Source organism: Rhodococcus sp. DK176 (assembly GCF_038447315.2).
GTDB lineage: Bacteria > Actinomycetota > Actinomycetes > Mycobacteriales > Mycobacteriaceae > Rhodococcus_F > Rhodococcus_F jostii_A.
Genome location: NZ_CP118321.2, coordinates 739,648 through 763,044 on the forward strand (window position 1 = coordinate 739,648; position 23,397 = coordinate 763,044).

Here is a 23,397-nt window from a genome sequence, read left to right on the forward strand (position 1 = left end):
GGCCGTCTGCATCGTTACCGGCTGCCGATACGGGCGAGGCGCCAAGAACGGGCTGTGTTCGAGGCATCTGTATCGGTGGGAGCGGGCCGGCAGGCCCGATGTTGCAGAGTGGGACGCACCTGACATGACCCCGAGTGACACCACGGCGGCCGAGTGTCGACTGCCGTTCTGCAATATCTGGGTCAATCCGACGAAACTGTTTTGCATGGGCCACGAGGGTCGCTGGCGGTATCAGGGCCAGCCGGACCCGGACCGCTTCATCGCCGACTGCGAACTTATCGGAACCGCCCGCATCGATCTGCGATCCCTGGACCCGCAATTGCGCTTGGAGTTTCAGTACTCGTTGCAGTGCCGGCGCGACTCCCGCTCCCGCACCGCCGCTCCGCGCGTGGTGATGGCTGTAGTCCGTCTCGTCAAGAAGCGCGGCGTTGTCTCGCTGCTGGACCTGTCCGAGCACCAGTGGCGCGAGCACGCAGGGGCGCGTGGCGTTGAGTTGATCGGGTTTCTGCTCGATGCCCGTGATGCGGTGGAATCGCTGCGGGATGGGACGGGCTGGGACGTCGAGTTTTCCAAGGATGTGTGGCGGCTGTATAAATTGCCCGGCCTCACCCTTCCCGCCGGGCGTCCCTGCTCACGCTCCCATTTGCGGTTCGATCGCATCGCCCAGCCCTGGCTGCGTGCACTGGGAAAGCGATGGACGCGGCTGCGACTGTCGTCCGGGCTGAGCATCGGCGCAGCTCGGAGGGGGGTCGATGCGCTCAACAGCTTCAGCAGCTTCCTCACCAGCGTCGGCATCGACGCAATCGACGAGATCGACCGGCCTCTGCTGGAACGCTATCTCGCTTTTCTGATGTCACAGCCTGGCGGGAACGGCTCGAAGAAGGCGCGGATCGGCCCGCTCAACGTGTTCTTCCAGAACATCCGACAATACGGATGGGACGACACACTGCCCGGTACCGCGGCGTTCTACGTCGGCGACACACCTCCCACCCCGAGACAAGTCGACCGTCGCCTCGCCGAGTACGTCATGACCCAGATAGAGGCCCCCGCCAACCTGGACCGCTGGCCCAACCCGGCAGGTCGGCTCATCACACTGATCCTCTCCCGCTGCGGTCTGCGGATCTCGAGCGCGTTGACCCTCGACTTCGACTGCCTACTCCACGACAGCCAAGGCGCCCCCTATCTCCGCTACTTCAACACCAAGATGCGACGCGAGGCTGCCGTGCCTATCGACGAGGAACTCGAAGCGGCCATAGGCGAACAGCAGAAACGGGTCCTGCACCGATGGCCGGACGGGACACCCTGCCTGTTCCCCCGACCCAACGCCAACGTCTCCGGCCACACCCCGCTCTCGGACGGCACCTACCGGCATATGCTCAACCGATGGCTCGAGACCTGCGAGATCCGCGACGAACACGGCCGACCGGTCCATCTGACGCCCCATCAATGGCGGCACACCTTCGCCTGCCGGCTCATCAACCGTGACGTCCCCCATGAGGTCGTCCGGGTCCTTCTGGACCACGATTCGCACGAGATGACCTCGCACTATGCCAAGCTCACCGACGAGACCGTGCGGCGGCACTGGGAACAGGCAACCAAGGTCAACATCAAGGGCGAGCGTATCTCGATCGATCCGGAAGGACCTCTGGCCCAAGCGCAATGGGCTAAGGCGCGCTACAGCATGGCGACACAAGCGTTGCCGAACGGATACTGCGGGCTGCCGTTGCAGAAGACCTGCCCGCACGCCAACGCATGTTTGAGCTGCCCGGTCTTTCTCACGGGCCCGAAATTCCTGCCCGAACTGCGTGAGCAGCGCCATCACACCCTCACGCTCATCGACGTGTCGGAACGCAACGGCCAGGCCCGCATGGTCGAGATGAACAAGCAGGTCCTGACCAACCTCGACCGGAGGATCAGCGAAGTCGAGAAGACAGACGCAGAAGAAGAGGGGGCCCCGAATGCGCGCTGACAACTCCCGTCATGTCGTCGCCTCCGCTCGGCGCCGAGCGACCGCGACGCGCCGGCGTGCCGTCGCCACGCTGCGCAGGATGGATAATGCGGGGCAACGGATTTCGTTCGATGCGGTCGCACGGGAGGCCCGGGTTTCACGCTCCTGGCTCTACAAACAGCCCGACCTGGGCTCCGAGATCGAACGGCTGCGTGACCGGCAGAATCCGTCACCTATCGCTCAGCGGGTTCCAGATCGGCAACGCGCATCCGACGCATCGCTTCGTCGGCGGCTCGAGGTCGCAACACAACGAAACAGCGAACTGGAGACCGAAAACCGACATCTACGCGCGGCCCTCGCCATCGCCCTCGGTGAACAACGGGTCGCAGCCGTCATCGAGTGCAATCCCGACACGCCGAGAAGAAAATCTCGAACCCTCAGCGGGCCATGCTGACGGCTGCGTCGTCAACACTGTCACCACGCATCCGCGCAGGTCGGCGATGCGGACACTGACCGAGCTGAAGATAAGCAGGGGGTCTCGAAGTTCAAAATCCTCAACATCGATGAGGACGCCATGCACTCATCGAGTCCCTTGCTGAACAGCCCAGGAAAATACGCCTTCAGCGTCGCGGTGAAGTTTCTCGTCCCGGCGAAGTCCTGATCGTCGCTCGACCCTGGCCAAGAGGTCGACTTCGAGTGGCAGAAGCCAACCGGCACGGTAGTGGACTTCACATTTGTGGCCACTCAGGTACGACCCGTCCAGGCCGATTAACGATCCCCACACGGCACGGCGAACCCTACGGGGATTCCGGTGTGCTATCGAAACCGAACGCTCGATCGCAGCAAGTCGGTCACTGGTGTTGACCACGCTGTGTGCAGAGCTCACTGATCGGATAACTGACCGAGTCGTCTACGCGGTCGATCCAGACGGCGTTTCCATCCCGGACGTCAGGCTTGAAAAGCAGCAAGGGGCTGCGGCTCGATATGGGCCACAGGACGAATTCGTAGCCTGAGAGCCAGTCCTGAACCGCCTCTGCGATCTCGGCCGTCGCGGTCTCAACGTTTGTCTCGTATGGGATGCCGAATCCGAATCCGCTCGGAATGTCCACACCATTGGTCCGGGCCTCGACGGCATTGAGTCCGATAGTCCATGCCGGGATCTCGTCCGTGGTGTCTTCTCTTGTCCACATGAGTGAGCTGTACTCGTCGAATTCGCTGAAGCACTGAGTATCCCGGCCGACTGCACGGCACGCCTAGACGAAATGAGTAGGTGCGTCGGCGGCATCTCGGCATCGAGGTTAAGTCGCCACCTAAGCTTTCGCGGCACCGGTGGTTGAGGCCACGCCTGTGTCGCTTGGTACAGCAAGTCTTTCGGAGCGTCTGCGGCGGATTTCTTCCACTCGAAGTCGATCAGATCGCCGACACTGAGTTCGAAGGCGCTTTCCTCCGCTTGAGTAGCCGTCAGGACCCGCACTGCCGCAGCGGTAACCGGCTCCTGGGTGGATCGTTGGTGCGGCCACTAGCGTCAAGGGGGAAACTGACGACCGACGAGCCGAAGCCGTGTCGAGAGTGCCAGGGTGTCAGGCGACGGAGTGTGTGACTGATGCACGGTAGGTGTCGGCGACGGCGTCCGGGGGAATGGACACATGGATGGTCGCTGTCCATTCCGTGGGGCACGGCGAGATGCGGGCGGTCTGGACGACTACGGGCGTAGCTGCCAGCGTGCGCGGGCCGGGCGAGGTACTGCATCCGATGGAAGTGGAGGCGTACACGGCCGCGCCGGCTGGGATTATTCGTCCCGTTCTTGTGCCTACGAAGTCCGTCATCTGCACGGTGGAGATCCACGTCGGCGCGGTGAGCAGACGCAGGTCGGTTATCGCTACCAGCGTGGAGCCTTCCACCGTGGTTCCCGGATTCGATGCCCCCATAACGAACCCGCCGACCGTGGTGATGGCGAGCAAGCCCGTTTCCGCGGCTGCCACCATCGCCCCCGGTGTGGGTGCGACTGCTGCTGGTGTGCTGGTTGTCGACGGCGTTGCAGTTGCCACGACGGGCGGCGTGCTGGCCGCTGCATCGCCGGCGGTGGGCACCACCGTGGTGCTGGCGGAGACTGACGTCGGCGCCGGGGTCGTCGTGGTGGTGGCTGGGACTGGTGTCGTCGTCGCAGGGGTAGCGAGGGGCGTCGTTGCCGGGGGTGTCGTTTCCTGCGCGTGGGCGGCGGCTGCACCGGCAACGAGGAACGCGACCGTCAGTAGAATAATCGCTGGACGTGTCATTGCGGGTTCCCTACGTGTTCTGGCGACTTCTCTGCCGCAACAGAAGTACGACGGTGACGATCAACGCAACCAAGAGAACCGCGAAACTGATTACCCAAGGAAATCCGCTCCCGTTGTCGCCGGTGCCGACGGGTGTACCGACGCCGGAATCCGGGAAGGTCACGGACGCAGACGTCAGGTGATTCACCAAACCGCTGCGCAATGTGAGGTCCGCGGTCCAGGGTCCGTTCGGTAGGTCCGGGCTGAGGTCGATGGTGACGAGAGCAGTCGCTCCGGGTGCGATGGTGGTGCCATTGACGGCGTTGAACGGGCCCGCTGACAAGCTCCCAGGCCCGCCGCTCAAACGTACTTCACCCGCCATATCGAGGGCCCGCCCACCGGTGTTCTCCACTTCGGCCACGAGCTGGGCGATCCCTTCCGAATTCCGTTGCGGGGTGACCTCAGCGATGCTGAAGTCAGCCGGAGGACCGTTGCCCGGTCCCACATTGAGGTACAACCGGATCCCGACCCGGCTCACCAGTTGAGTGCCGGTTCCCGTCGGGGGTGGTCCGGTGATCTGCGCCCAGACCACGGCGTACTGCTCGCCCTCGGGGGCATCTTCAGGTACTGCGACCGTGACGACTGCGTCGGTGCTGGTGCCGTCGGCGAGCTCAGCTTCCTTCGGGTCGACTGTGGTCCAGGTAGTGAGCTCGTTGACCGCCCGGCCGTCTTCGATGGTGAACTGGGAATCGGTGAGGTTGGCCGCCCCGGCGTATAGCTCAACCTTCTGCGGGGCACCGGTGTGGTTTTGAATTTCGATGCGCCGCTGGATGGTGGTCCCCGGATTGACGTTGTCGACGATGTACGACAGGGCGCGCGGGTCGTCCTTGAGCTCGACGGGGACCTCGGCCAGCCGGATACCAAGTCCGGTCTGACCAGCCGGGTCCTGGGCGTGATGCGGGGTGGCATAGGCCAGGGTCGCCACCGACCATGCAGCAGCCAGAACAAGCAGACTCATCACATAACGCACGGATCGGTCCTCTTCCTACAACGCAAGTGGCAAACGCGGACGAGACGAATCCACTGGGCTTCGCCTCTTCTCGTCAGAGATCTCCGCTCAGGCGACGGAGTGGGCCAGCACTGAGGTGTAGACACCCGCGGTCACACCGTCCTGCGGCACGGCCACTGCGACGCTCGCCGGCCAGGTGGCGGTGTTGTTGCCCGTGACGCCCGCCGCCGTCATGACCGGCTTGGCGGTATCGATGACCGCCGGGCCGCCAGGGGTGAAGGTGGCGATACCGGTGCGAAGGGTCGGCGCGGACGCCGTGTATGTGACACCGGAAGCAGGAATGACCGAACTTCCGAGAGTTTGGGTGAAATCGGTGATTGCGGCGGTCGCCGTCCAACCTGCCGTACCGCCGCGAAGATCGGTGACGGAAGGGGGCACGGTCGTCACCAGTGTGACCGTCTCGCCCGGAGCCACGGTGCCGCCGGCGTACGGTCCGGGTGCCAGGATGCTGAGCGGACCGCTCAAAACCGAGAAGGTTGCCGGACCCGACGCGGTAGGGTCCGCATTCGCGGTGACGCCCGGCATCATCAGGCCCAGGGTTGCCACGGCGCTTGCTACGGCAAAGGTGGTCTTGCGCATCAGTTCTCCTAGTTGATCTTGCTATGTACCGATCACTGTAGAGAGGCGAATGTCTTTCGTACACGAATTGAATGATTCGGTTGCGAGATAATTGCCACACCCGAAATATGATTGAAGCTTGTAACAAAATCTCGCTGAGTGCGATGCGGAAACAACGATCAATTCGCTCGCCGCGACTGGGGCAGGATCGGTTTCTGTCCGAGCAGCAACCACGGCGGTCACCTGCCGCACCCTGGTCGCCGTTCACGGCCAGGTATGGATTAAGTGTTGCGCTAGACGGGCGTCTGCGGCGGATCCCTGACCACGCAGGCCCAATGCCGCATCCATATGCGGATGCCCGAGTACCTCGGTGCCCGACTGGCCAACTACAAGGTCCCCCGACTCATCGTCCTCGACCCCGAGCTTCCTCGGGACGAATCAGGAAAGCTGTTCAAACGCAAGATCAAGGCCCAGTACTGGCACCAGACGTCGCGCGTTTAGGACCATCGACCCTCTCGAACAATCGGACTCGCCGTCCAAGAACGACGGCCGGACGATCCCGGCGCACTTCCGCCGGGATCAGGCACCGTGTCCTGCCAGCCGCGGCGTGCGGCGACGAACCCGGAGACCGCCCCGAGGACCGCGCTGAAGATCCCGCCGGCCGCAAGAAAGGGTATGGGGTCCACGGCGTCCATGTGCCCGGTGGTCCCTTCGGCGCCGAGCGGTTTGTGGCTGCCGACGTAGAAATGCACCGGGTACGACAGCCACCAGGCGAACAGGCTGTACATACCAGGCCCGCGCCGAGTCCGAAGGCCGTTCCGATCAGTATCAGTGTTCGCACAAGATCAACTTCGCGATCATCGGCTGTGCTGTTACCAAGTGTCCGCCGGGAGCTGGCTCGTCACGGACACTTCGGCCTCCACCTGCGCGAAATCCGTGGCCGAGGCGCTCCGGCGCCGCTCTGGAGAGCAAGAAGTATGCTCACCTGCTCTTTTAATCGAGACGTTGTGTAAATGTTTGTTTACAGCAGTCACCCGCACAAATCATGAATGACACGGAGCCGGTCCAGACAGCACCGAACCCCGACCCTCGCCAAGGCTTGACCCGCAGCTTCCCGACGAGCGGTCAGCGGCTACTCAGCCGCGAGAGCCGCCGCTCAGTTCTTCGCCGCTCGCCGGGTCGCCCCGGCGAGGTTGCCGGTCGCGCTGCGGGGAGTCACGCGTTCTCCGGTGAGGGCCTCCACAACTCCGGCCAGATCGTCCGAGGACAGGTGATCGTTCGGCACGACCGCGCCACTCTCACGCGATGTTTCCTCGCCGGGCTTCTTCATCGGATGCCGCCTCCCCCTCTGTTCTTTTGACAGGACAAAGCATATCGCGGCTTTGTTACCCATGCGTATATCTCGTCTTACGACGTTGTGCTTGCGGCGGCCCTCGCGGGGGTGCTCCATCGGGGTCGTGCGCAGACCCCGCTGGCCCGCGACCGCCCCACCGGCATGTGGCGGTGTCCAGGTGCACGGCCGCCGGCTCTTGGCCGCGGACATTCAGTTGACCCTGGAGCTGTTGCGGGTCGTGGCGTATCCGTCCGGTCTCGCGCACCTGACCCTGACCGCCACCGGCTGCCCGGCCGAACGGGCCCGGCATGAAACCCGGCCGCTCACCGATCCGGCGGAGCCGTCGGCGCACTGGTCGTATCTGGATGTGTGGGCTGGGACGGACGACCTCGCGGTCGCGGACACCCGTGCTTCCACCGCCCCGATCGGAAGGACTGGGCCGCGGGGACATGCCGTTACCGGACCCAGCCGATGTACTGGCTGACGGTCTCGCCACCGGTAAGGAGGGTGGCACTGACCGCCGAATGGCCGCAGATCGGTCTCCCCGCAAGCGTGACCACCGTGGCATTGTTCCCGGCCGAACACACCTCAACACCCCGCCGCGGGTGACGTCCGAATGATGCTTCGGCTCAGTTCCGTTCGACGTCCCGAAGTTCGGGATAGCGGGCGGTGAGCCGGGCGACCAGGTGGTGCGCCTCGGAAAGTTGCTCCTGCAGGGTGTCCTCCTCCGGCCGTACCCGCGCACCCAGCCGGTCCCAGGATCCGGCACGGTGGGCGTCGGCTTCGGTCTCTTCGATGCGGGCGGTGAGGATGTCGATCTCGGTGTTGAGCAGGTGCAGGAAGACCTGTGCCTGGGCGATATCGGGGTCGTGCTCGATCGGTGCCATCCGGTGACCTCCAGCTGGGCGCGACAGGATCGGTGCCGCGGGACTCGAACGAGACTGCGGCGCTGCGGTCCAGCGACACATCGTGCAGCCCGCCGGTCGACACGTCAACCCGCCGATCAGGCGATCGGCGGCGAAGACGAGCGCGGTCCACCGGGTCGACCCGTGAAAAATGCACTCCACGTGGAGCGCGTGCGGGAGGACAATTCTGGTCATGGACGTCACCGAGAGACAGCATCTCGACGCGGTGCGCGCACAGCTGGTCAGGCGGTATGAGTTCCTCGATCCGCACCTGGTCGGCGAGATGGTTGACACCGCTCATCACCGGTTCGACGGATGCCGGATCCGGGACTTCGTCCCCCTGCTGGTCGAACGAGCCGCGATCAGATCACTGGACGCGGCCCTGGCGGCTGGGGCGACAACCTCCGCCACCTTGCCCGCGGCGGCCCGGGTCGAGCACCACATGCTCTAGGTACCTCCGGCCGACGATGACGAGGGGTCGGCCGGCCTCACCCGTCGTCGAACCCGCGGCGGTCTCCGGCGCCGAGCCGATCACCTGCGGCCTTCCCCTACTTCGGCTCGACCGCCTTGCCTATTTCGCCCTCGGGGGCGCCAGGTGACGGATCGACCGTGAGGTCCTCTGTGTCGGCGAAGACCAACCGCCCGTCATCGAGGGCCACCGCCCACCGAGGCACCGGCGCCCACTCGTGCCCCCGATCCTGCGCCGGGACCAGGTCGGCGCAGTCCTCGACGGCCGCACCGGTCGCCGCCGTCTCCGACGGCCTGCGGACCAGGACTCGGGCACCGACGCGCAACGCGTCACCGAGTTCCGGTGTCTTCTCGCTCATCTCGGCCATGTGTCCCCACCCTTCTCCTCAGCTGCCACCCAGCGACGAGCGGCCGCCTCCGGTCCGTTCCCGATAGGTGAAGACCGTCCCGAGATCGTGCGTCGTCGACGCCGGCGGCACGGTGGGCGAAGTCTGCCTGCGGGCCTGCGCCCGATCCTTGCCCACCTCGCTGACAATGAACGCGACCGGGACTGCGACCACGATCGATGCCAGAGCGATACCCGCGTCGACAGCCAGCCCAAGGACTCCGACACCACTGGCAAGGTGTTCTCGGAACTTCATCTGCGACCGCCTTCCCTGCGGGTGTGCGTACGCCGGAGGTTCCGGTTACTTGGTCAGAACATTACTGAGGTCAGTTCTGTACCCACTCCCACCGCTGCCAAAGCGTTGGGTGCTTACGCCTGCGCTTGCCCCCAGCCCCTGAAACGGACACCACCAGTACATGCACTGCCACGACTGTCCCATCGGCGTAGTCGGCAAACGAAGGATTGGCTCCGGCGTGCGCAGTCACGTGGGTCTGGTCACGGCCCGGTCCGTGCAGCTCTCCCGCTACCGATGCGCTAGAAATGGGCGTGGATTCAGAACAGGTGTTCGGCGGCGAGCCGCAGCGGGTGGGCAGCTTCCGGTTCTTGCTGGACGGGCAGCGGTGGGAGTGGTCCGACGCCGTCGCCCAGATGCACGGCTACCAACCCGGCGAGGTCACCCCGACCACCGACCTGCTGCTGTCCCACAAGCACCCGGAGGACCACCCGCGTGTCGCCCGGGTGCTGGACCGGATGGTCACCGACGCCGAACCGTTCAGCAGCAAGCACCGCATCATCGACACCACCGGCAAGGTTCGCCACGTCGTGGTCGTCGGCGACCATCTGCACGACGACACCGGCCAGGTGATCGGCACGACCGGGTTCTACATCGACATCACCGACACCCACCAGAACGACGTGAAGGACTCCGTCGACGAGGCGGTCGCCGAACTCGCACAGTCACGGGCGGTGATCGAGCAAGCCAAAGGTGCGCTGATGCTGGTCTACGGCATCACCGCCGACCGGGCGTTCGACGTCCTGACCTGGCGCTCCCAGGAAACCAACACCCGGCTGTGCACTATCGCCGAACAGATCGTCGCCGGGTTCCGCGAGTTCGACCCCGACACCGGGCTGCGTGCGCGGTTCGATCATCTGCTGCTGACCGCCCACCAACGAGTCGGCACCTGGCGGAGGTGACGGAATCCCCAGCGACGAGTCCACCTGACACGGAAGGTATCCCGGGGACGGTTCCGCTCACGTGCGTAGTTGCAGCGGCAAGGTGACGATGAACGAGAACAGACCCATCCCTCAGCCCTGGCCCTCCGGCTTCGGGGTGACTACGAAGTCGTACGCCGCCTGCGGTCCGAGCAGCTTCATCTCCACCCGCTCGTTCCAGGCCTGGGCCAGCTCGCTGAGCACCTGTTCGAGCTCGCCCTGACGCTCGACGTCGGCGAGGATCGCCACCTGCGCGGCCTCCTCCTCATGCGTGGGTTCGCGCACGTTCACGGAAGCGGCGAGGTCGTCGAGCGCCTCGACGACCCTGCGGGTGTCCTGTTCGCGCTTGGCGGCGATCGCGTTGCTCACCAGTTCTCCCAAGGCCATTCGCGCCTGCCGTCCCGCGTCCTCCGACTTGTCGCGGATCTCCTCGCGCAGCGCCGCCGCCTGATCGTCCTCGTCGAGGATCTCCTGCAGGATCGCCTTCTCCACGTACCGGCCCTTCACGATGTACTGGGCCCTGCCCTCCAATTTCTCGAGAGCAGTACTGAACTCGTCCACGTGCGCCGAGAGCAGTTCCTCCTGCACGGCGTCGGCGTCGGTGAGCACCGCGCCGAACCGCAGGGGCAGCACCGGCGCCACCCCGGCCACCGCGTCCAGCAGGTCCGCATGCGCTCGCAGGTCCCCGGGTGCGCCGAGCGCCCGGTCCACCGACAGTCCGCTCACCAGGGCGGCAATGTCACCATGAGTGACCACCTCCACGGTGCCGTCCGCGACCCCGGTCGCATCCTCGGCGACCTCGACGTCGGCCGGGACGATGCCGTAGACATACACACCGGTCGTCGGCTTCGTCTGCTCCGACGTGGCCATCACCGGTCACCTCGAGTCGATTTGCGCGACACTCGTTCTCGCTCAGGTTCTTCCTCTTCCTCCCCACCCCCGAGGAGGCCGCCGAGCTTGTCGCCCGCCGATTCGAGCGCGCCCTTCGTCTTCGACTTGGCACCGCCCTCGGTAGCGCCCGAGACGATCTCGGACAGCCCCTTCGGTTCGCTGCCGATCTCGAGCCGGTTCACCGCCTCCGCGAACCGCAGGTAGGTGTCCACGCTCGCGACGACAACCCGGGCGTCGATGGTCAGCAATTCAATGCCGACCAGAGAGACCCGCACGTACGCGTCGATCACGAGGCCCTTGTCGAGGATGGTGTCGATGACGTCGGCGAGACTGCTCGAGCTGGGTCCACCTGCCGTGGTCATGCGCGTGCTCCTGTCCTACGCCTCGGCGTTGCCTTCTTCGCGGGGGTCCTCTTCGCTGGGGCCTTCTTGGCTGCGGCCTTCTTCGCTGGGGCCTTCTTCGCTGCGGTCTTCTTCGCTGGGGCCTTCTTGGCTGCGGCCTTCTTCGCTGGGGCCTTCTTCGCTGCGGTCTTCTTCGCTGCGGTCTTCTTCGCTGGGGCCTTCTTCGCGGGGGCCTTCTTCGCGGGGGCCTTCTTCGCGGGGGCCTTCTTCGCTGGGGCCTTCTTCGCGGGGGCCTTCTTCGCGGGGGCCTTCTTCGCGGGGGCCTTCTTCGCGGGGGCCTTCTTCGCTGGGGCCTTCTTCGCTGGGGCCTTCTTCGCTGGGGCCTTCTTCGCGGGGGTCCTCTTCGCGGGGGTCCTCTTCGCTGCGGCCGTCCGGGGACGACGCCGCCGTGGCTCTGGCTCCTCCTCCTCCTCCTCCTCGGACTCCTCCTCCGATTCCTCGTCCTCGTACTCGCCGGTCTCCTCCTCGGGCTCCTCCTCCTCGTACTCGCCGGTCTCCTCCTCCGGCTCCTCCTCCCCCGGCTCCTCCTCCTCGTACTCGCCGGCCTCGTCCTCCGGGTTCTCCTCCTCGGGCTCCTCCTCCGGCTCCTCCTCCCCCGGCTCCTCCTCCTCGTACTCGCCGGCCTCGTCCTCCGGCTCCTCCTCCTCGGGCTCCTCCTCCGGCTCCTCCTCCCCCGGCTCCTCCTCCTCGTACTCGCCGGCCTCCTCCTCCGGCTCCTCCTCCCCCGGCTCCTCCTCCTCGTACTCGCCGGCCTCGCCTTCCGGCTCCTCCTCCTCGGGCTCCTCCTCCGGCTCCTCCTCCTCGTACTCGCCGGTCTCCTCCTCCGGCTCCCCCTCCTCGGGCTCCTCCTCCTCGTACTCACCGGCCTCGCCTTCCGGCTCCTCCTCCTCGGGCTCCTCCTCCGATTCCTCGTACTCGTACTCGCCGGTCTCCTCCTCGGGCTCCTCCTCCTCGTACTCGCCGGTCTCCTCCTCCGGCTCCTCCTCCTCAGGCTCCTCCTCCGGCTCCTCCTCCTCGTACTCGCCGGCCTCGTCCTCCGGCTCCTCCTCCGATTCCTCCTCCGGTTCTTCGTCTTCGGCCGTCTCCTCGTCGGACCGGTCCTGCTCACCGGTGGCGGCGGCTGTCTCGTCGTCGGTCGGTTCCTCGTTGTTGTCCTCGGACTCTTCGGGTTCGACAACCTTGCCGTCCCGAATTTCTCCGCGCCAACCCTCTATCTCGTCGGGATGGAGAACGGACTGGGTCATGACGTGACGTCCGAAGTGCTTCAACTCCAAGCGCGCTCGCCGACCCTGTGCACGCCACAGGTTTCCCGTCTTCTCGAACAACCCCTTCGGGTGATACTCGAGAATCAGAACGATGCGGGTGAGATCCGGGGTCACCTCATGGAACGTCACCGCACCGTCGATGAAACCCTTGGCGCCCTTCGAGCGCCACACGATCCGCTCATCGGGAACCTGCTCGAGGATCGACGCTTCCCAGGTGCGATGCGAAAGGAAGATCTGTGCCTTCCACTCGAGCTTCTCGTCCGCTTCCTGCTCCACCCGTTCGACCTTCTTCATGAACGACGGGAAGTCGGCGAACTGGGTCCATTGGTTGTACGCCAGTTGAACCGGCACACCGACATCGATCGTTTCGACGATGTTGGTCAACTTGAGCTTCTTGCCCTTGCCGCCACCGCCGCCGCCGGTGACCGCGTCCTTCAGATTCGACGCAGTGTCCTTCACCTTGTCGGTCAGCCCCGAGAACAGTGACTTGCCGTCGCCCTTCTCGTTCCCGTCACCGTCACCGTTGCCGTTGCCGTTTCCGGTGCCGGTGACCGCGGACAGCAGGCTTCCACCACCGCCCTCGGCGTAGTCGGTCAGCCGACCGGCGGCGCCCTGCACCTTGTCGGAGACGGTGGACATCGCCTTGTCGGTCACAGTGCCGATCAGGCCCTGCGCCGCCTTCTGCAGCGGTGACACCGATGCGGCCTCACCGGACACACCGGAGACGTTCTTGCGCAGCTTCTTCGCTGCACTGTCGAGGTTCGAGGTCATCGTCGTCATCTCCGGGTGCGTCGAACGGGTGCGGAATCGGTCGTTGCCTTCGCGCGGGTCTTGCGGGCCCGGGTGGGGGCCTCGTCCTCGTCGTCGTTCTTCGTCGACGACCGGGACCGGGTGGGACGGGAACCACCACTGCTCGAGGAGCGGCGGCGCGCGGCGGGGCGCTTCCGGGCGCGAGGTGCCCGCTCGGAATCGTCTTCCTCGCTCTCGTCCTCGTCGGTGCCCGGCCCCTCCTCGACCTCCGCGTCGTCGTACTCGTCATCCGGTTCCTCGGCACGCCGCCGCTTCGACCTCCTCCCGTCCGCGGCCGTGCCGACACTGTCGACGAGGTGGAGGTCTCCCCCGCCCGACTGCAACCGGGAGCTGAGCGAGTCGATGCGACGACTGGCCGCGGTCACCGCGGCGGTCTTCGCCGCCCTCATCAACTCCTTGCGGACCGTCTCGCCGAGCTTGGCGACCTCGGGTGAATTCGCGAGCAACTTTCCCCCCTGTCCGAGAACACCCAGTGAGCCGGAAGGAAACCGACTGGATGCTCCGGCGCCCGCGAGCATCAACGCCAACTTCATCTTGTGCGAGCGGCCCAGCATGTACCCGGCACCCACGGCCAACGCCATCTGACCTTTGCCCGTCATCGCCCAACCCCTTGTTGTCGAGTAGGTGTGGTGCACCTCGGCGCCGGCGTCGGCGAAAAAGATGGGGGCCGTGGTCGGTGGGTGGTGCCTTCGTTCCCGCCGACTACCCCGGGCCGGTGACGCTCAATCTGCGCGAAGGCCTCGAGTTCCGTGAGGGCGGAGGCGAACTCGTCGTCGTGCTCGGCGAGCGGTTCGTTCGCCACCGCGTCACGATCGAACCGGACCGCACCGAAAGACCGCGGGCTCTGCCGGCCCTCGGGATACCTGTCGGCCGGCGGGGCGCCCCGTCCGCGCGCGGACCGAGGTCGAGTGCTCGCCCACCCCGTCTCGGCCCGCGCGCGGCCCCGACCTTTCGTAACCTCGTGGATCACGCAAATACACACGAGAAACAAATGCGCCGATTATTTTGAAGTTACCCATTCCTAAATCGATTTTCCCGGGAACATTATGGGCGGTTGTTACTTTCATAATGTGAGAAATTCGCTTATTTGCGAAACACTCCCCGACCCCGAGCGCGATAGGCATCGTAAGCGGAGATCGACGATCCCGTGGATTCATCACCAGGAAAGGCGGAAATTCTGATGGGTTCTGCAGGAATCGACTTCGACGTCGCGTTCGAGGCAGGTGGCTGAGCGCCGCCTTCGGCGGCCGCATCGGACTGAACTGACCGACCGAGTAAACCAGGACAGCGGTGGCCCGGCACACCTGGGGGCGGCCGGGCCACCGCCCTGATCAGCACGATCACCTCAGCACGATCACCGGCCATGCCCCCTGTCCCTACCGCCATCCTCGGGCGGGAAGTGAGCTCGGCCTGCGGGTGCCCGGTCGGCGGGCGACCCCGCAGTCGAGTCGAAATTGTCACCCCGAAATCGGACCGGTCGACCCCGGAATAGCCTTGCGCGAAGCGCGGTTCGAGAATGTGGGGCGCCTCCCAATATGTACACGTGATTTTGCCGACACCGGATATCCGAGAGTCCCGTGTCTGCATATTCATCTCACCGCGCACGAGAGTGGCCGGTCTCGGAAATTCCCGGCCGCAGCATATACAAAGGACACCCCCACGGAAGCGACGCGGATGAACACCAGGTACTGCCTCGTCACCAACTCGTTGATCAGCGCGACTTGCCCGACCACGCCCCACACACCCGAGGATCGGCAGGGGACCCGCGGCGCGGGGCATCGGGACCCGGGTGATCTCCGCCCCGGCGTGTCACCGCGCCGCCGGGAGCCTTCTCGCGAAACGATAGCGGCAGCCGGTGCGACATACCTATTCACTGAAAGATGTTGGGCAAGAATGAAACCGACCAGTCGTGACTGAATTATTCGGACCGTACCGGGTGCCGGAGGGCGCCGCACAATCCGGGTCCCCCGAAGAGGTGACCCGATCCGAGACGGGATCGTTCCCGGGCGCGGCGATGTCCGCGCAACTGGCCGCCGCGCTGGAATGCGCACCGACCCCGGTGGGGCTGTGGGAGTTCGGCTCGGGCCGCCTCCGGTACCTCAACCCGGCCGCCGCCGCCCTGCTCGGGTTCGAGGACGGCGGCGAGGTGCCCGGGCGCACGGTCGCCGACGTCCGCACCGACACCGCGATGGCGCAGGCATCGGAGGTCTTCGCTGCCCTGACCGACCGGGGCCGGTGGTGTGGGCGAACCGAGCTGCGGCACCTGCGCACCGGGGCACCGATTCCGACGGTCCTGTCCGTCTTCGTCACCGAACGCGACGAGAACGGACGCCCGCTGCTGATCGGGGCGATCGCCCGGGAGCCGTCCACCGCGGGCGTGCGGGAACACCCGCTGCTCGCCGCGTTGGCGGCGGCCGACCAGCGGTGCCGAGAACAACACGCGCTCGCCGAGCTGAGCCGACTCGCGGTCACCGCCGACCTCGACACACTCCCGACCGCCGCCACCGGGACGGTCACCGCGCTGCTGGGGACGCGGTGCGCGGCGGTAGCCCGGGTGCCGGGCGCCAGCGGGGCGGTGCTGCCGGTGCTCGGCTACCACGGACCCGGGCCGCGCCCGAGCACCGTCGCCGCCGGCCGCGGCTCGCTGACCGGGTACGCGGCCACCGAGACGGCGGTTGTGTGCTGCCCGGACCGCGCCGACGAACGCCGGTTCGCCACCGCGGACATGGCCGCGCACGGGCTGGGAAGCGGCATCGGCGTGCCGATCGGGCACGATCCGATCTGGGGGGTGCTGACCGCCCATTTCGCCGGACCACGGGTCGCCCGAGAGCACGAGGTGGCCCCCGTGCGTGCGGTGGCCGCGGTGCTGTCCACCGCGATCGGCCGGATCGAGGTGGAGGAGCGGTTGCGGCATCAGAGCCTGCACGACCCACTCACCGGGTTACCGAACCGCACCCTGGCGCTGGAGCGGATCACCGCCGCCCTCGACCAGGCGGCACACACAGGCATTCGGGTCGCGGTGTTGGTGATCGACCTGGACAACTTCCGGCACCTCAACGCCCGGCTGGGGCACGCCGGCGGCGACGCCGCCCTGGTCCGACTCGCCGACCGTCTGCGGTCCCTGGTTCGGCCCACCGACATCGTGGCGCGCCTCGGCGGCGACGAATTCCTGATCCTGTGCCCGGCCGTCACCGGTCCCGCTGATGCGACCGCGATCGCCGACCGAATCGCCACCGTCGACCCGCACCCGGGGGCTGCACCCATCACGGCGAGTGTCGGAATCGCCGTCACCGGCGCCGCGGTCTCACCGCACGAGCTGATTCATCACGCCGACCGGGCGATGTACCGGGCCAAGGCCACCGGGCCCGGCCGATACGCACTACACCATCCCGATCCCGCAGACCCAGGCCGCTGAGCCCTCACACACGACGCGACGTACAGCGACCTGATCGGCACGAAGGGTGTCCGAACTCGGAGGCAGCCGCACCGCTCGCGCCTCTTCATTCGCGGTAATTCCGGGTGCTCCTGTCCGAGGCTCAACGAGCCCGCCAAGGTATGCATCCATCTCCCGGCTTTCTGACGCTCGGAACACCGGCAACGGCGGGAACGCCCCGGGTAGCTACGTCTCACCGTGATGTCGTGCCTGTTGAACGTGTGACATCGGGCGGGTCCACCGCGACACCCGCCCTGGGGTGCGCCCCCTCCTGATACTGGCGGCCACCGCGGAGGCCGTCGACCGCTGTCGCCAGAACTCCCCGCGCACCACATCCGCGAATGCTCCGACGTGCAGCGGCAGAACACGAATCATCGAGCACGAAAAAAGTCGAAAACTCATAGGGCAGGACCGAGCTCACTAATGAGCACGGTTTCTTGAAACCTGAACCCCTACAGAATCTTTCGTCAGTCCTCCGGCTTCGGTCTCACCACGAAGTCGTAGGGCGCCATGGGGCCGAGGATGCGCATGTCGACCCGGTTGTCCCAGCGTTCGGCCAGGTCGCCGACCGTCTGCTCGAGTTCGTCTTGCCGGTCCACCTCGAGGAGGATCGCGATCTGGACGGCGTCCTCGTCGTGGGTGGGATCGCGTACGGTGACGGTGTCGGTCAGCGGCGACAACGCCTCGAGAGTGATACGGGTGTCCGCGTCCCGCTTCGCCTCGAGGGTGTGGCCGATGATCTCGCCCAACGCAATCCGTGCATCGTGGGTGAGCTCCTCGGGCTGGCCCCGGATCGACTCGAGCAGGGCGGACGCCTTCGGGTTCTCGTCGACGATTTCCCGAACGATGCTCTCCTCGACGTAACGGCCCTTTATCATGTACTGGGCGAAGCCCTCGAGTTCGTCGAGGGCGGAGGCGAACTCGTCGTGATGTTCGGCGAGCAGTTCGTTGACAACGGCGTCGCGGTCGGACACGACGGCACCGAAGCGCAGCGGCAGCACCGGGGCGACGTGCGAGGTTCCGTCGAGGATACGGGCGTGGGCCTGCAGGTCCGCGGGGGTGCCGAGCCGGTCGTCGGGGTCGATCTCGCTCACCAATGCCGCTATGTCGCCATGGGTGACGATCTCGATCGGGGCGTCGTGGATGCCGGTGGCGTCCTCTTCCGGTTGCACGTCCGCCGGCACGATTGCGTACACGTACATCACGGATGCCGCAGCACCCTCGCCGTTGTCGTCGTCGTGGTCGCCGGTGTCGTTGGCGGAGGTCATTTCCGCCTCCGCCGCGGTGCCGGTTCGCGTTCGCGTTCGCTCGCGGATCCGCTGAGCAGCTCACCGAGCTTCTCCCCCACGCCTTCGAGGACGCCTTTGGTCTTGGACTTCGTGCTGCCGCTGCCCTTGACGTCGGAGACGAGGTCGGACAGGCCCTTGGGTTCGCTGCCGATCTCCAGTCTGTTCGCCGCCTCCGCGAAGCGCAGGTAGGTGTCGACGCTGGCGACGACAATGCGGGCGTCGATGGTGAGCAGTTCGATGCCGACCAGCGAGATCCGCACGTAGGCGTCGATGACCAGGCCCTTGTCCAAGATGGTGTCGATGACGTCGGCTAGGCTGCTCGAGCTCGGACCGCCCGCTGTGGTCATGGCATCGCTCCTCGCTCCCCGCTCCCGCCCGACCCCGGGGACTTTTCGTGTGCGGTCCGCTCGGCGCCCCGGCCGGGCTCGCCCCGCGCGGGCATACCCCGAAAACGGATGCCCGCGCGTGAACTACCGGACTACCCGCAACGGCCGCAGTTCAATCCGCCAAAACCGCTGGAATCCCGGGCGATTCGGCCCGTGCGAAACGGTTCGACCCCGCCCGAGACTGGTAGCCGTTGCCCGTGACTACACCGCCTGACGAGGTGTGGCGGTTGGAGGAAGTACCTCTTGAGGGTGTTTCAGGAGGTGGGGCGGTCGACGCCGCCGCGCCAGCCGCCGGTTTCGGTGCCACACTCTTCAATGAAGTGCTTGAACGTCATGTCTGCCTTGACTCGGTGGCTGAGGACGCCGAGCCTGTCGCGGCGTTCTCGACGAACCCTTCCGGGTCGATGTCCATCTGCGCGGTCACCCGGGTGTGGGAGCCGTCGAGACGATGGAAGGTGATCACCCCGGCATGATCGGGGCCAGCGTCCGAATGCCAGGCCACCCGCTCGTCCGGATGCTGTTCAGTGATGGTGGCATCGAACTCACGGGTCTGCCCCGCGATATCGAGCACCCAATGTGTGTGGATGTCGTCGAGCTGACGGATCTCCCGCACCCCCTCCATGAACTTCGGGAACGTCTCGAACTGCGTCCACTGGTCGTCGGCGATCCGGACCGATTGTGCTCATGCGACCTCGCGTACCCGCCTCTCGCCGATCCCACACGGAAGACGAACCGGTCGCGAGCACTCGGCGCCCTGGGTGCCCACTGGGTGTGGCGTGCCAACGGGCGGGTACCGGTAGGTGGCGGCGTGGTTACCGGGCGGTGGCCGCGCCCATTAGCGTGAACGTATGTCGGTGTCGGTGGTTCTCGCAGGTCGGTACGAGCTGCGAGGGGTCCTGGGCCGGGGCGGACTGGCCGACGTGTACGACGGGTGGGATCAACGCCTGGCCCGGGCTGTCGCGGTGAAGGTGCTGCGCCCGGAGATGGCCTCGGAACCGCAGACCCGGCGGCGTTTCGAATCCGAGGCGCGCCTCGCCGCGACGCTGAATCACCCAAACGTCGTCGCCGTCCACGACAGCGGCGACGACCACGGTGCCCCGTACATCGTGATGGAACGCCTGCCCGGGCGGACCCTGCTCGACGACCTCCTCGCCGGCCCGCTCCCCGCCCCGCGAGCCCGGACCATCCTCACCCAGACCCTCGACGCCCTGGGGGCCGCACACGCGGCGGGAATCCTGCACCGGGACATCAAACCGGGCAACATCCTGTTCGACGCCCACGGCACCGTGAAGGTCACCGACTTCGGCATCGCCAAGAGCGCCGACACCACCCACACCACCGCCGGGGAGGTCCTCGGCACCGTCGCCTACCTGAGCCCCGACCGCATCACAGGAAAACCTGCCTCGGTGACCGACGACCTCTACGCCGTCGGTGTCGTCGGCTACGAAGCCCTCGCCGGCCACCGCCCCTACACCGGGGACACAATCCTGTCGCTGGCCCACGCGATCGTCCACGGACACCACGAGCCGCTCACCGCGGTACGCCCCGACCTCGCCCCGACACTGACCACCGTGATCGAGCGCGCCCTCAGCCGCGACCCCCAGCAACGGTTCGCCACCGCCGACCAGATGCGCAACGACCTCGCGAACCCGCGCAGGATGTCGCCGCCACCCCCGACCCGGGTGCTCACCCCTGTCCCGTCCGTTGCGGTTCCCCCGCGTCCTCCCGCACCGCCGCGTCGGTCACCGGGTGCCGGGGTGATCCTCGGCGCGGTCGCGGCGGTCCTGGTGACCATCGCACTGCTCGTCCTGGCCGTCGCGTCGCAGGACGAGGGCAGCACCACCGGGTCGACCTCGGTGCCCCCGCCGACCGCTCCCGCCCCGAGCAGCTACCTCACCCCGGCAGCGTCGCCGCCGGCCACCATGATCAGCTCCGAACCGACCGCCCCGGCACCCCAGATCGTCGCGCCGAACGGCACCGCACCGGGCGCAGGCGTGGACACCGGCGGCGGGAACGGCAACCAGGGCGGCGGCAACCAAGGCAACGGTCAGGGCGGTCCGGGCAACGGGAACCAGGGAAACGGCAACGGAAACGGCAACGGTGGCAACAGTGGTGGCGGCCGCGGCAACGGCGGCGGGAACTGAACCGACCGCCCACGGTGCTTCGCCCACCTCACGAGGAAGGGAAACGCCGCTTCCGGGAGCGTCAGAGATGGTCGATGAATCCTCATCGTCACCCACGAGGTGACGCCGGACCTGACCCTGGCCACCGAATGGCACCGACGCTCGGGATCCACACGCTCACAGGCGATCCCCTCACGGTCGTCGCGCTGACCTCTCACCGTCCGCCGCCATCAACCATCCCCCAAAGGTTCGGGCACACCACGCTGCCACCATCGAGGAGCAACGGTGGGGTCCTCGAATCTCGTCGATTTTCTACATCGGGCGGCAGACCACCCGGACCCGACGGACGCACTCGGTCGAGGTCACCAGTGGCCGAGATTGCCTTGCCAGAGTGCCACGATGATGTACAGCGCAACAGCCAGTGGGTAGTACAGATTGCTCATCGTCGATCACCTTCACGCGGGGCCTCTCGACATCGGCTTGCCCCACCCGGACCGGGTACCCGCGTCGATGCCGCAGTACGCCTGCCACGCCGGCCACCTCACGGGTCAATCCCGCCGCGGCGGGGCACGAGTTCGAACCACGCGCTCGCTCCCCCGCGCAGATGCGGCTCCGGGTAACACAGGGCGAGGCCTTGCGCATCGAACGCGGTGAACCACTCCTCCCAGGAGATGTGCTCGAGCTCGCCGGGGCGGACCGCGGCAAAGTCGATATGCAGGGCGGCTGCGGTGTCGGTGGTCGTCGCCGTTCGTGCCGGTACGCCGTGATGCGCCTGAATCCAACCGCGGATCTCGTCGTGATCGGTGGTGATGTGCCGGTGTGAGGTCATGTCGGATCGGTCCTGGTTGGGGGCAGTCGTACGGGATGTGGGCTCGGGTTACCCGCGACAGCGCGACCTGAACCCACCATGCGAGCCGCAAGCCGACCCCCAGATTTCCGCGTCAACAGGCACCAGGCACAGCGATCCGGCTACGATCCGCGGTGTGACGCTCGGCGGTCTCACGCTGTCCCTTCTCCGGTTCCCCGACCGGCTGCTGCGCGTGCCCCGACAGCTGGTCGAGGTGATCGCGCAATCCCATCTCGACGAGCAGGCACACACTCGGCTCGTCTACGAGCGGTTCCTCATCGCCGGCGACCGCGCCGCCGCCTACCTGCTGGCCGACGAGAACGCGGCCCGCCGCGCCGACGCCCTGACTCGACACATCGCCGCCGTCCACCTACTGATCGCCCGCGAGCACCAGCGCATCCGACACCGGGGCCTGATCCTGCTCGACGAGCAACGGGACCGCTTCTACGCGCGTCGCCACCACCGGCCGAACGGAATCGATCCCTCCTGAGCCAGCTCTCATTCCGTCGGCTTGTCCGCGGTGGAAATGGTTCGACGCTCTCGCCACAGAGGACCGGATAGCGGCCGACGTCTATTCGGGATCGGTAGTCGCCGCACGGTGGCCTCCTCCCGTGCCCGAGAAGATTCACCGCCGGCAACGACAGGCGCCCTGGGGCCGCTCCGGGTTGGAGCGCGCGTGAGCTGGGCATGCTTTGTGTGGTGGCACACCAGATCACGGGGTGTCCCGACAGAGCCGCACAAGGCGACCGCCGACACGGAGGTAACGATGAGCAAACCACTGACCGGCCCGGGACGCGACGGCGACCCGCGGCGCATGGAACCCGGAGTCGATAACCGCCCTGTCGACGACCGCCCTGTCGACGACCGCCCCGTCGCCGTCGCCGTCGAGAAGCGGGTGGTGACCAAGCCGGCGCGCACCAGCGCGGCCGCGGCATTCGCGCTCGCCTTCGGGGTGGCCGCGTTCGTGTGTGTGTTGATCGTGATCCTGTCCCCGGTCGGGCTGGTGCTGGGCATCATCGGGGTGATCCTCGGGGTGATCGGCCTGCGGGCGGCCCGCCGGGTGGGGATCACCGGCAAGGGTGTGGCGATCGCCGGCCTGGTGTTGAGCGGGCTGGCGATCGTCATCTCGATTGCCTTCGCCGCCGGGGTGGTCACCGTCCTCAACAACGACAGCGCCGTCGATCGGATCGAACAGGAAGTGGACAAGATGCGCGACACAGTCCCCGACAACGTCGAGGTCCCGCAGCCCTGACACCGCCCACAGCATCGGGCGCCTCAAAAACAGTCCACCGATGAGTGTGGGACTCATCTGCCCTCGATCCTCTTTTATTCGAACGCGCGTCGGCAGCGGTCGATCATGTCCTCGGCACGGCGCCGGAAATCGGTCACGTTCACGCCGTCGAGTAGTTCGCCGAGGACGTCGAGTTCGGTGAGCCACCAGCCCATCTCTTCGATGCCGTCCTGTCGGCTGGGGCAACAGTGACTGAACCGCAGAACCGACCGCGAGTGACCGTCACTGGTGATGTCCCACCGCAGCACGATCTCCCCGCAGGCGTACTCGAGCAGGTTGGGCGGCCGGGCACGGCACGCCATGCCCGTGCCGACGCATTCGGGATGCAGCCGGCGAAGGACCCGCCACACCTCGTCACAGTTGTGGTGCAGACGGCGCTCGAGATGCAGCCGGTAGCGCCCGTTCTCGGTGACGGTGACGATATCGGTCATCGGCGGACAACCTCCGGCGCCCCGACCTTCGGATCAAAGTTAATCTTTCGCCGCGACTACCCAGGTTTGCGCGTGCGTAACCGACTGCGCGGGCTGC

At 66.5% G+C, this 23,397-nt stretch carries 26 protein-coding genes and 1 pseudogene; 10 read left to right on the forward strand and 17 right to left on the reverse strand.

Features of this window, described 5'->3' with window-relative positions:
- Nucleotides 1–124: 124 nt before the first annotated feature.
- Both PSR88_RS03385 and PSR88_RS03390 read left to right on the forward strand, forming a co-directional pair.
- The gene (locus tag PSR88_RS03385) at nt 125–1,969 is read left to right on the forward strand and encodes a tyrosine-type recombinase/integrase (RefSeq protein WP_342338048.1); all 1,845 of its coding nucleotides are present in this window, start codon (nt 125–127) and stop codon (nt 1,967–1,969) included.
- Complete coding sequence (locus tag PSR88_RS03390; RefSeq protein ID WP_342338049.1) at nt 1,959–2,402, forward strand: DUF6262 family protein; 444 nt, start codon at nt 1,959–1,961, stop codon at nt 2,400–2,402. The genes PSR88_RS03385 and PSR88_RS03390 overlap by 11 nt, the downstream gene beginning before the upstream one ends.
- Nucleotides 2,403–2,799: 397 nt before the next feature.
- Here the strand turns inward: PSR88_RS03390 and PSR88_RS03395 are convergent, their stop codons facing one another.
- The 4 genes from PSR88_RS03395 to PSR88_RS03410 all read right to left on the reverse strand — a co-directional run bounded on the left by PSR88_RS03395 (nt 2,800) and on the right by PSR88_RS03410 (nt 5,851).
- Complete coding sequence (locus PSR88_RS03395) at nt 2,800–3,138, reverse strand: hypothetical protein (protein ID WP_342338050.1); 339 nt, start codon at nt 3,136–3,138, stop codon at nt 2,800–2,802.
- A gap of 390 nt (nt 3,139–3,528) precedes the next feature.
- The gene (locus PSR88_RS03400) at nt 3,529–3,933 is read right to left on the reverse strand and encodes a hypothetical protein (RefSeq protein WP_237724012.1); all 405 of its coding nucleotides are present in this window, start codon (nt 3,931–3,933) and stop codon (nt 3,529–3,531) included.
- A 301-nt stretch (nt 3,934–4,234) separates the two neighbouring features.
- On the reverse strand, nt 4,235–5,221 hold the full coding sequence (locus PSR88_RS03405; protein ID WP_016881709.1) for a hypothetical protein: 987 nt from the start codon (nt 5,219–5,221) through the stop codon (nt 4,235–4,237).
- A 99-nt stretch (nt 5,222–5,320) separates the two neighbouring features.
- A complete protein-coding gene (locus PSR88_RS03410; protein ID WP_009473295.1) occupies nt 5,321–5,851 on the reverse strand; it encodes a hypothetical protein in 531 nt (176 codons plus the stop codon).
- A 333-nt stretch (nt 5,852–6,184) separates the two neighbouring features.
- Here PSR88_RS03410 and PSR88_RS03415 point away from each other — a divergent pair, with 333 nt between their 5' ends.
- On the forward strand, nt 6,185–6,331 hold the full coding sequence (locus PSR88_RS03415) for an acyl-CoA synthetase (RefSeq protein WP_237724011.1): 147 nt from the start codon (nt 6,185–6,187) through the stop codon (nt 6,329–6,331).
- A gap of 655 nt (nt 6,332–6,986) precedes the next feature.
- Here the strand turns inward: PSR88_RS03415 and PSR88_RS03420 are convergent.
- Nucleotides 6,987–7,160, reverse strand: a complete 174-nt coding sequence (locus PSR88_RS03420) for a hypothetical protein (RefSeq protein WP_016881707.1) — start codon at nt 7,158–7,160, stop codon at nt 6,987–6,989.
- Between the two features lie 217 nt (nt 7,161–7,377).
- Between PSR88_RS03420 and PSR88_RS03425 the strand changes: the two genes are divergently transcribed.
- Nucleotides 7,378–7,647, forward strand: a complete 270-nt coding sequence (locus tag PSR88_RS03425; protein WP_237735098.1) for a hypothetical protein — start codon at nt 7,378–7,380, stop codon at nt 7,645–7,647.
- Between the two features lie 145 nt (nt 7,648–7,792).
- Here the strand turns inward: PSR88_RS03425 and PSR88_RS03430 are convergent, their stop codons facing one another.
- On the reverse strand, nt 7,793–8,050 hold the full coding sequence (locus PSR88_RS03430; RefSeq protein ID WP_011593932.1) for a hypothetical protein: 258 nt from the start codon (nt 8,048–8,050) through the stop codon (nt 7,793–7,795).
- Nucleotides 8,051–8,261: 211 nt separating this feature from the next.
- On the opposite strand from PSR88_RS03430, the gene PSR88_RS03435 reads away from it, so the two are divergent.
- Nucleotides 8,262–8,519 (forward strand): three-helix bundle dimerization domain-containing protein, encoded by a 258-nt coding sequence (locus tag PSR88_RS03435; RefSeq protein ID WP_009473303.1) that lies wholly within the window; start codon nt 8,262–8,264, stop codon nt 8,517–8,519.
- Nucleotides 8,520–8,616: 97 nt separating this feature from the next.
- Here PSR88_RS03435 and PSR88_RS03440 read toward each other — a convergent pair whose 3' ends face one another.
- Nucleotides 8,617–8,904 (reverse strand): hypothetical protein, encoded by a 288-nt coding sequence (locus PSR88_RS03440; RefSeq protein ID WP_016881706.1) that lies wholly within the window; start codon nt 8,902–8,904, stop codon nt 8,617–8,619.
- 18 nt (nt 8,905–8,922) lie between these two features.
- The gene (locus PSR88_RS03445) at nt 8,923–9,177 is read right to left on the reverse strand and encodes a hypothetical protein (protein ID WP_011593934.1); all 255 of its coding nucleotides are present in this window, start codon (nt 9,175–9,177) and stop codon (nt 8,923–8,925) included.
- A 284-nt stretch (nt 9,178–9,461) separates the two neighbouring features.
- On the opposite strand from PSR88_RS03445, the gene PSR88_RS03450 reads away from it, so the two are divergent.
- A complete protein-coding gene (locus PSR88_RS03450; RefSeq protein ID WP_016881705.1) occupies nt 9,462–10,115 on the forward strand; it encodes a PAS and ANTAR domain-containing protein in 654 nt (217 codons plus the stop codon).
- A 111-nt stretch (nt 10,116–10,226) separates the two neighbouring features.
- On the opposite strand, the gene PSR88_RS03455 is transcribed toward PSR88_RS03450, so the two are convergent.
- The 4 genes from PSR88_RS03455 to PSR88_RS03470 are packed head-to-tail and all read right to left on the reverse strand — an operon-like array spanning nt 10,227 to nt 14,099.
- A complete protein-coding gene (locus tag PSR88_RS03455; RefSeq protein WP_011593936.1) occupies nt 10,227–11,003 on the reverse strand; it encodes a GvpL/GvpF family gas vesicle protein in 777 nt (258 codons plus the stop codon).
- A complete protein-coding gene (gene gvpJ / locus PSR88_RS03460; RefSeq protein WP_011593937.1) occupies nt 11,003–11,386 on the reverse strand; it encodes a gas vesicle protein GvpJ in 384 nt (127 codons plus the stop codon). The genes PSR88_RS03455 and gvpJ (PSR88_RS03460) overlap by 1 nt, the downstream gene beginning before the upstream one ends.
- Nucleotides 11,383–13,470 (reverse strand): SRPBCC family protein, encoded by a 2,088-nt coding sequence (locus tag PSR88_RS03465; protein WP_342338051.1) that lies wholly within the window; start codon nt 13,468–13,470, stop codon nt 11,383–11,385. Before PSR88_RS03465 ends, gvpJ (PSR88_RS03460) begins: the two co-directional genes overlap by 4 nt.
- The gene (locus tag PSR88_RS03470) at nt 13,467–14,099 is read right to left on the reverse strand and encodes a hypothetical protein (RefSeq protein WP_011593939.1); all 633 of its coding nucleotides are present in this window, start codon (nt 14,097–14,099) and stop codon (nt 13,467–13,469) included. Before PSR88_RS03470 ends, PSR88_RS03465 begins: the two co-directional genes overlap by 4 nt.
- A 1,310-nt stretch (nt 14,100–15,409) precedes the next feature.
- On the opposite strand from PSR88_RS03470, the gene PSR88_RS03475 reads away from it, so the two are divergent.
- Complete coding sequence (locus PSR88_RS03475; protein ID WP_342338052.1) at nt 15,410–16,915, forward strand: diguanylate cyclase domain-containing protein; 1,506 nt, start codon at nt 15,410–15,412, stop codon at nt 16,913–16,915.
- Between the two features lie 485 nt (nt 16,916–17,400).
- Here the strand turns inward: PSR88_RS03475 and PSR88_RS03480 are convergent, their stop codons facing one another.
- The 3 genes and pseudogenes from PSR88_RS03480 to PSR88_RS03490 form a co-directional block, all read right to left on the reverse strand.
- Complete coding sequence (locus PSR88_RS03480; protein WP_016881701.1) at nt 17,401–18,201, reverse strand: GvpL/GvpF family gas vesicle protein; 801 nt, start codon at nt 18,199–18,201, stop codon at nt 17,401–17,403.
- The gene (gene gvpJ / locus PSR88_RS03485) at nt 18,198–18,569 is read right to left on the reverse strand and encodes a gas vesicle protein GvpJ (RefSeq protein ID WP_016881700.1); all 372 of its coding nucleotides are present in this window, start codon (nt 18,567–18,569) and stop codon (nt 18,198–18,200) included. The genes PSR88_RS03480 and gvpJ (PSR88_RS03485) overlap by 4 nt, the downstream gene beginning before the upstream one ends.
- Before the next feature lie 293 nt (nt 18,570–18,862).
- Nucleotides 18,863–19,230 (reverse strand): annotated as a pseudogene (locus tag PSR88_RS03490) (SRPBCC family protein).
- A 226-nt stretch (nt 19,231–19,456) separates the two neighbouring features.
- Here PSR88_RS03490 and PSR88_RS03495 point away from each other — a divergent pair.
- Nucleotides 19,457–20,752 (forward strand): serine/threonine-protein kinase, encoded by a 1,296-nt coding sequence (locus PSR88_RS03495; RefSeq protein WP_016881699.1) that lies wholly within the window; start codon nt 19,457–19,459, stop codon nt 20,750–20,752.
- Between the two features lie 520 nt (nt 20,753–21,272).
- Here the strand turns inward: PSR88_RS03495 and PSR88_RS03500 are convergent.
- Complete coding sequence (locus PSR88_RS03500) at nt 21,273–21,560, reverse strand: hypothetical protein (protein ID WP_009473318.1); 288 nt, start codon at nt 21,558–21,560, stop codon at nt 21,273–21,275.
- Between the two features lie 154 nt (nt 21,561–21,714).
- Between PSR88_RS03500 and PSR88_RS03505 the strand changes: the two genes are divergently transcribed.
- Nucleotides 21,715–22,068, forward strand: a complete 354-nt coding sequence (locus tag PSR88_RS03505; protein ID WP_016881698.1) for a hypothetical protein — start codon at nt 21,715–21,717, stop codon at nt 22,066–22,068.
- A 276-nt stretch (nt 22,069–22,344) separates the two neighbouring features.
- On the forward strand, nt 22,345–22,830 hold the full coding sequence (locus PSR88_RS03510) for a DUF4190 domain-containing protein (protein ID WP_016881697.1): 486 nt from the start codon (nt 22,345–22,347) through the stop codon (nt 22,828–22,830).
- 74 nt (nt 22,831–22,904) lie between these two features.
- Here PSR88_RS03510 and PSR88_RS03515 read toward each other — a convergent pair whose 3' ends face one another.
- Nucleotides 22,905–23,300, reverse strand: coding sequence for a hypothetical protein (locus PSR88_RS03515; protein ID WP_009473321.1), 396 nt, complete (start codon nt 23,298–23,300; stop codon nt 22,905–22,907).
- Between the last annotated feature and the right edge of the window lie 97 nt (nt 23,301–23,397).

What these genes read in the sequence shown, in the direction of transcription:
- PSR88_RS03385 (WP_342338048.1), top strand. Translation starts at nt 125, where the DNA reads ATGACCCCGAGTGACACCACGGCGGCCGAGTGTCGACTGCCGTTCTGC.
- PSR88_RS03390 (WP_342338049.1), top strand. Translation starts at nt 1,959, where the DNA reads ATGCGCGCTGACAACTCCCGTCATGTCGTCGCCTCCGCTCGGCGCCGA.
- PSR88_RS03395 (WP_342338050.1), bottom strand. Translation starts at nt 3,138, where the DNA reads ATGTGGACAAGAGAAGACACCACGGACGAGATCCCGGCATGGACTATC.
- PSR88_RS03400 (WP_237724012.1), bottom strand. Translation starts at nt 3,933, where the DNA reads ATGGTGGCAGCCGCGGAAACGGGCTTGCTCGCCATCACCACGGTCGGC.
- PSR88_RS03405 (WP_016881709.1), bottom strand. Translation starts at nt 5,221, where the DNA reads ATGAGTCTGCTTGTTCTGGCTGCTGCATGGTCGGTGGCGACCCTGGCC.
- PSR88_RS03410 (WP_009473295.1), bottom strand. Translation starts at nt 5,851, where the DNA reads ATGCGCAAGACCACCTTTGCCGTAGCAAGCGCCGTGGCAACCCTGGGC.
- PSR88_RS03415 (WP_237724011.1), top strand. Translation starts at nt 6,185, where the DNA reads ATGCCCGAGTACCTCGGTGCCCGACTGGCCAACTACAAGGTCCCCCGA.
- PSR88_RS03420 (WP_016881707.1), bottom strand. Translation starts at nt 7,160, where the DNA reads ATGAAGAAGCCCGGCGAGGAAACATCGCGTGAGAGTGGCGCGGTCGTG.
- PSR88_RS03430 (WP_011593932.1), bottom strand. Translation starts at nt 8,050, where the DNA reads ATGGCACCGATCGAGCACGACCCCGATATCGCCCAGGCACAGGTCTTC.
- PSR88_RS03435 (WP_009473303.1), top strand. Translation starts at nt 8,262, where the DNA reads ATGGACGTCACCGAGAGACAGCATCTCGACGCGGTGCGCGCACAGCTG.
- PSR88_RS03440 (WP_016881706.1), bottom strand. Translation starts at nt 8,904, where the DNA reads ATGGCCGAGATGAGCGAGAAGACACCGGAACTCGGTGACGCGTTGCGC.
- PSR88_RS03445 (WP_011593934.1), bottom strand. Translation starts at nt 9,177, where the DNA reads ATGAAGTTCCGAGAACACCTTGCCAGTGGTGTCGGAGTCCTTGGGCTG.
- PSR88_RS03450 (WP_016881705.1), top strand. Translation starts at nt 9,462, where the DNA reads ATGGGCGTGGATTCAGAACAGGTGTTCGGCGGCGAGCCGCAGCGGGTG.
- PSR88_RS03455 (WP_011593936.1), bottom strand. Translation starts at nt 11,003, where the DNA reads ATGGCCACGTCGGAGCAGACGAAGCCGACGACCGGTGTGTATGTCTAC.
- gvpJ (WP_011593937.1), bottom strand. Translation starts at nt 11,386, where the DNA reads ATGACCACGGCAGGTGGACCCAGCTCGAGCAGTCTCGCCGACGTCATC.
- PSR88_RS03465 (WP_342338051.1), bottom strand. Translation starts at nt 13,470, where the DNA reads ATGACGACGATGACCTCGAACCTCGACAGTGCAGCGAAGAAGCTGCGC.
- PSR88_RS03470 (WP_011593939.1), bottom strand. Translation starts at nt 14,099, where the DNA reads ATGACGGGCAAAGGTCAGATGGCGTTGGCCGTGGGTGCCGGGTACATG.
- PSR88_RS03480 (WP_016881701.1), bottom strand. Translation starts at nt 18,201, where the DNA reads ATGACCTCCGCCAACGACACCGGCGACCACGACGACGACAACGGCGAG.
- gvpJ (WP_016881700.1), bottom strand. Translation starts at nt 18,569, where the DNA reads ATGACCACAGCGGGCGGTCCGAGCTCGAGCAGCCTAGCCGACGTCATC.
- PSR88_RS03495 (WP_016881699.1), top strand. Translation starts at nt 19,457, where the DNA reads ATGTCGGTGTCGGTGGTTCTCGCAGGTCGGTACGAGCTGCGAGGGGTC.
- PSR88_RS03500 (WP_009473318.1), bottom strand. Translation starts at nt 21,560, where the DNA reads ATGACCTCACACCGGCACATCACCACCGATCACGACGAGATCCGCGGT.
- PSR88_RS03510 (WP_016881697.1), top strand. Translation starts at nt 22,345, where the DNA reads ATGAGCAAACCACTGACCGGCCCGGGACGCGACGGCGACCCGCGGCGC.
- PSR88_RS03515 (WP_009473321.1), bottom strand. Translation starts at nt 23,300, where the DNA reads ATGACCGATATCGTCACCGTCACCGAGAACGGGCGCTACCGGCTGCAT.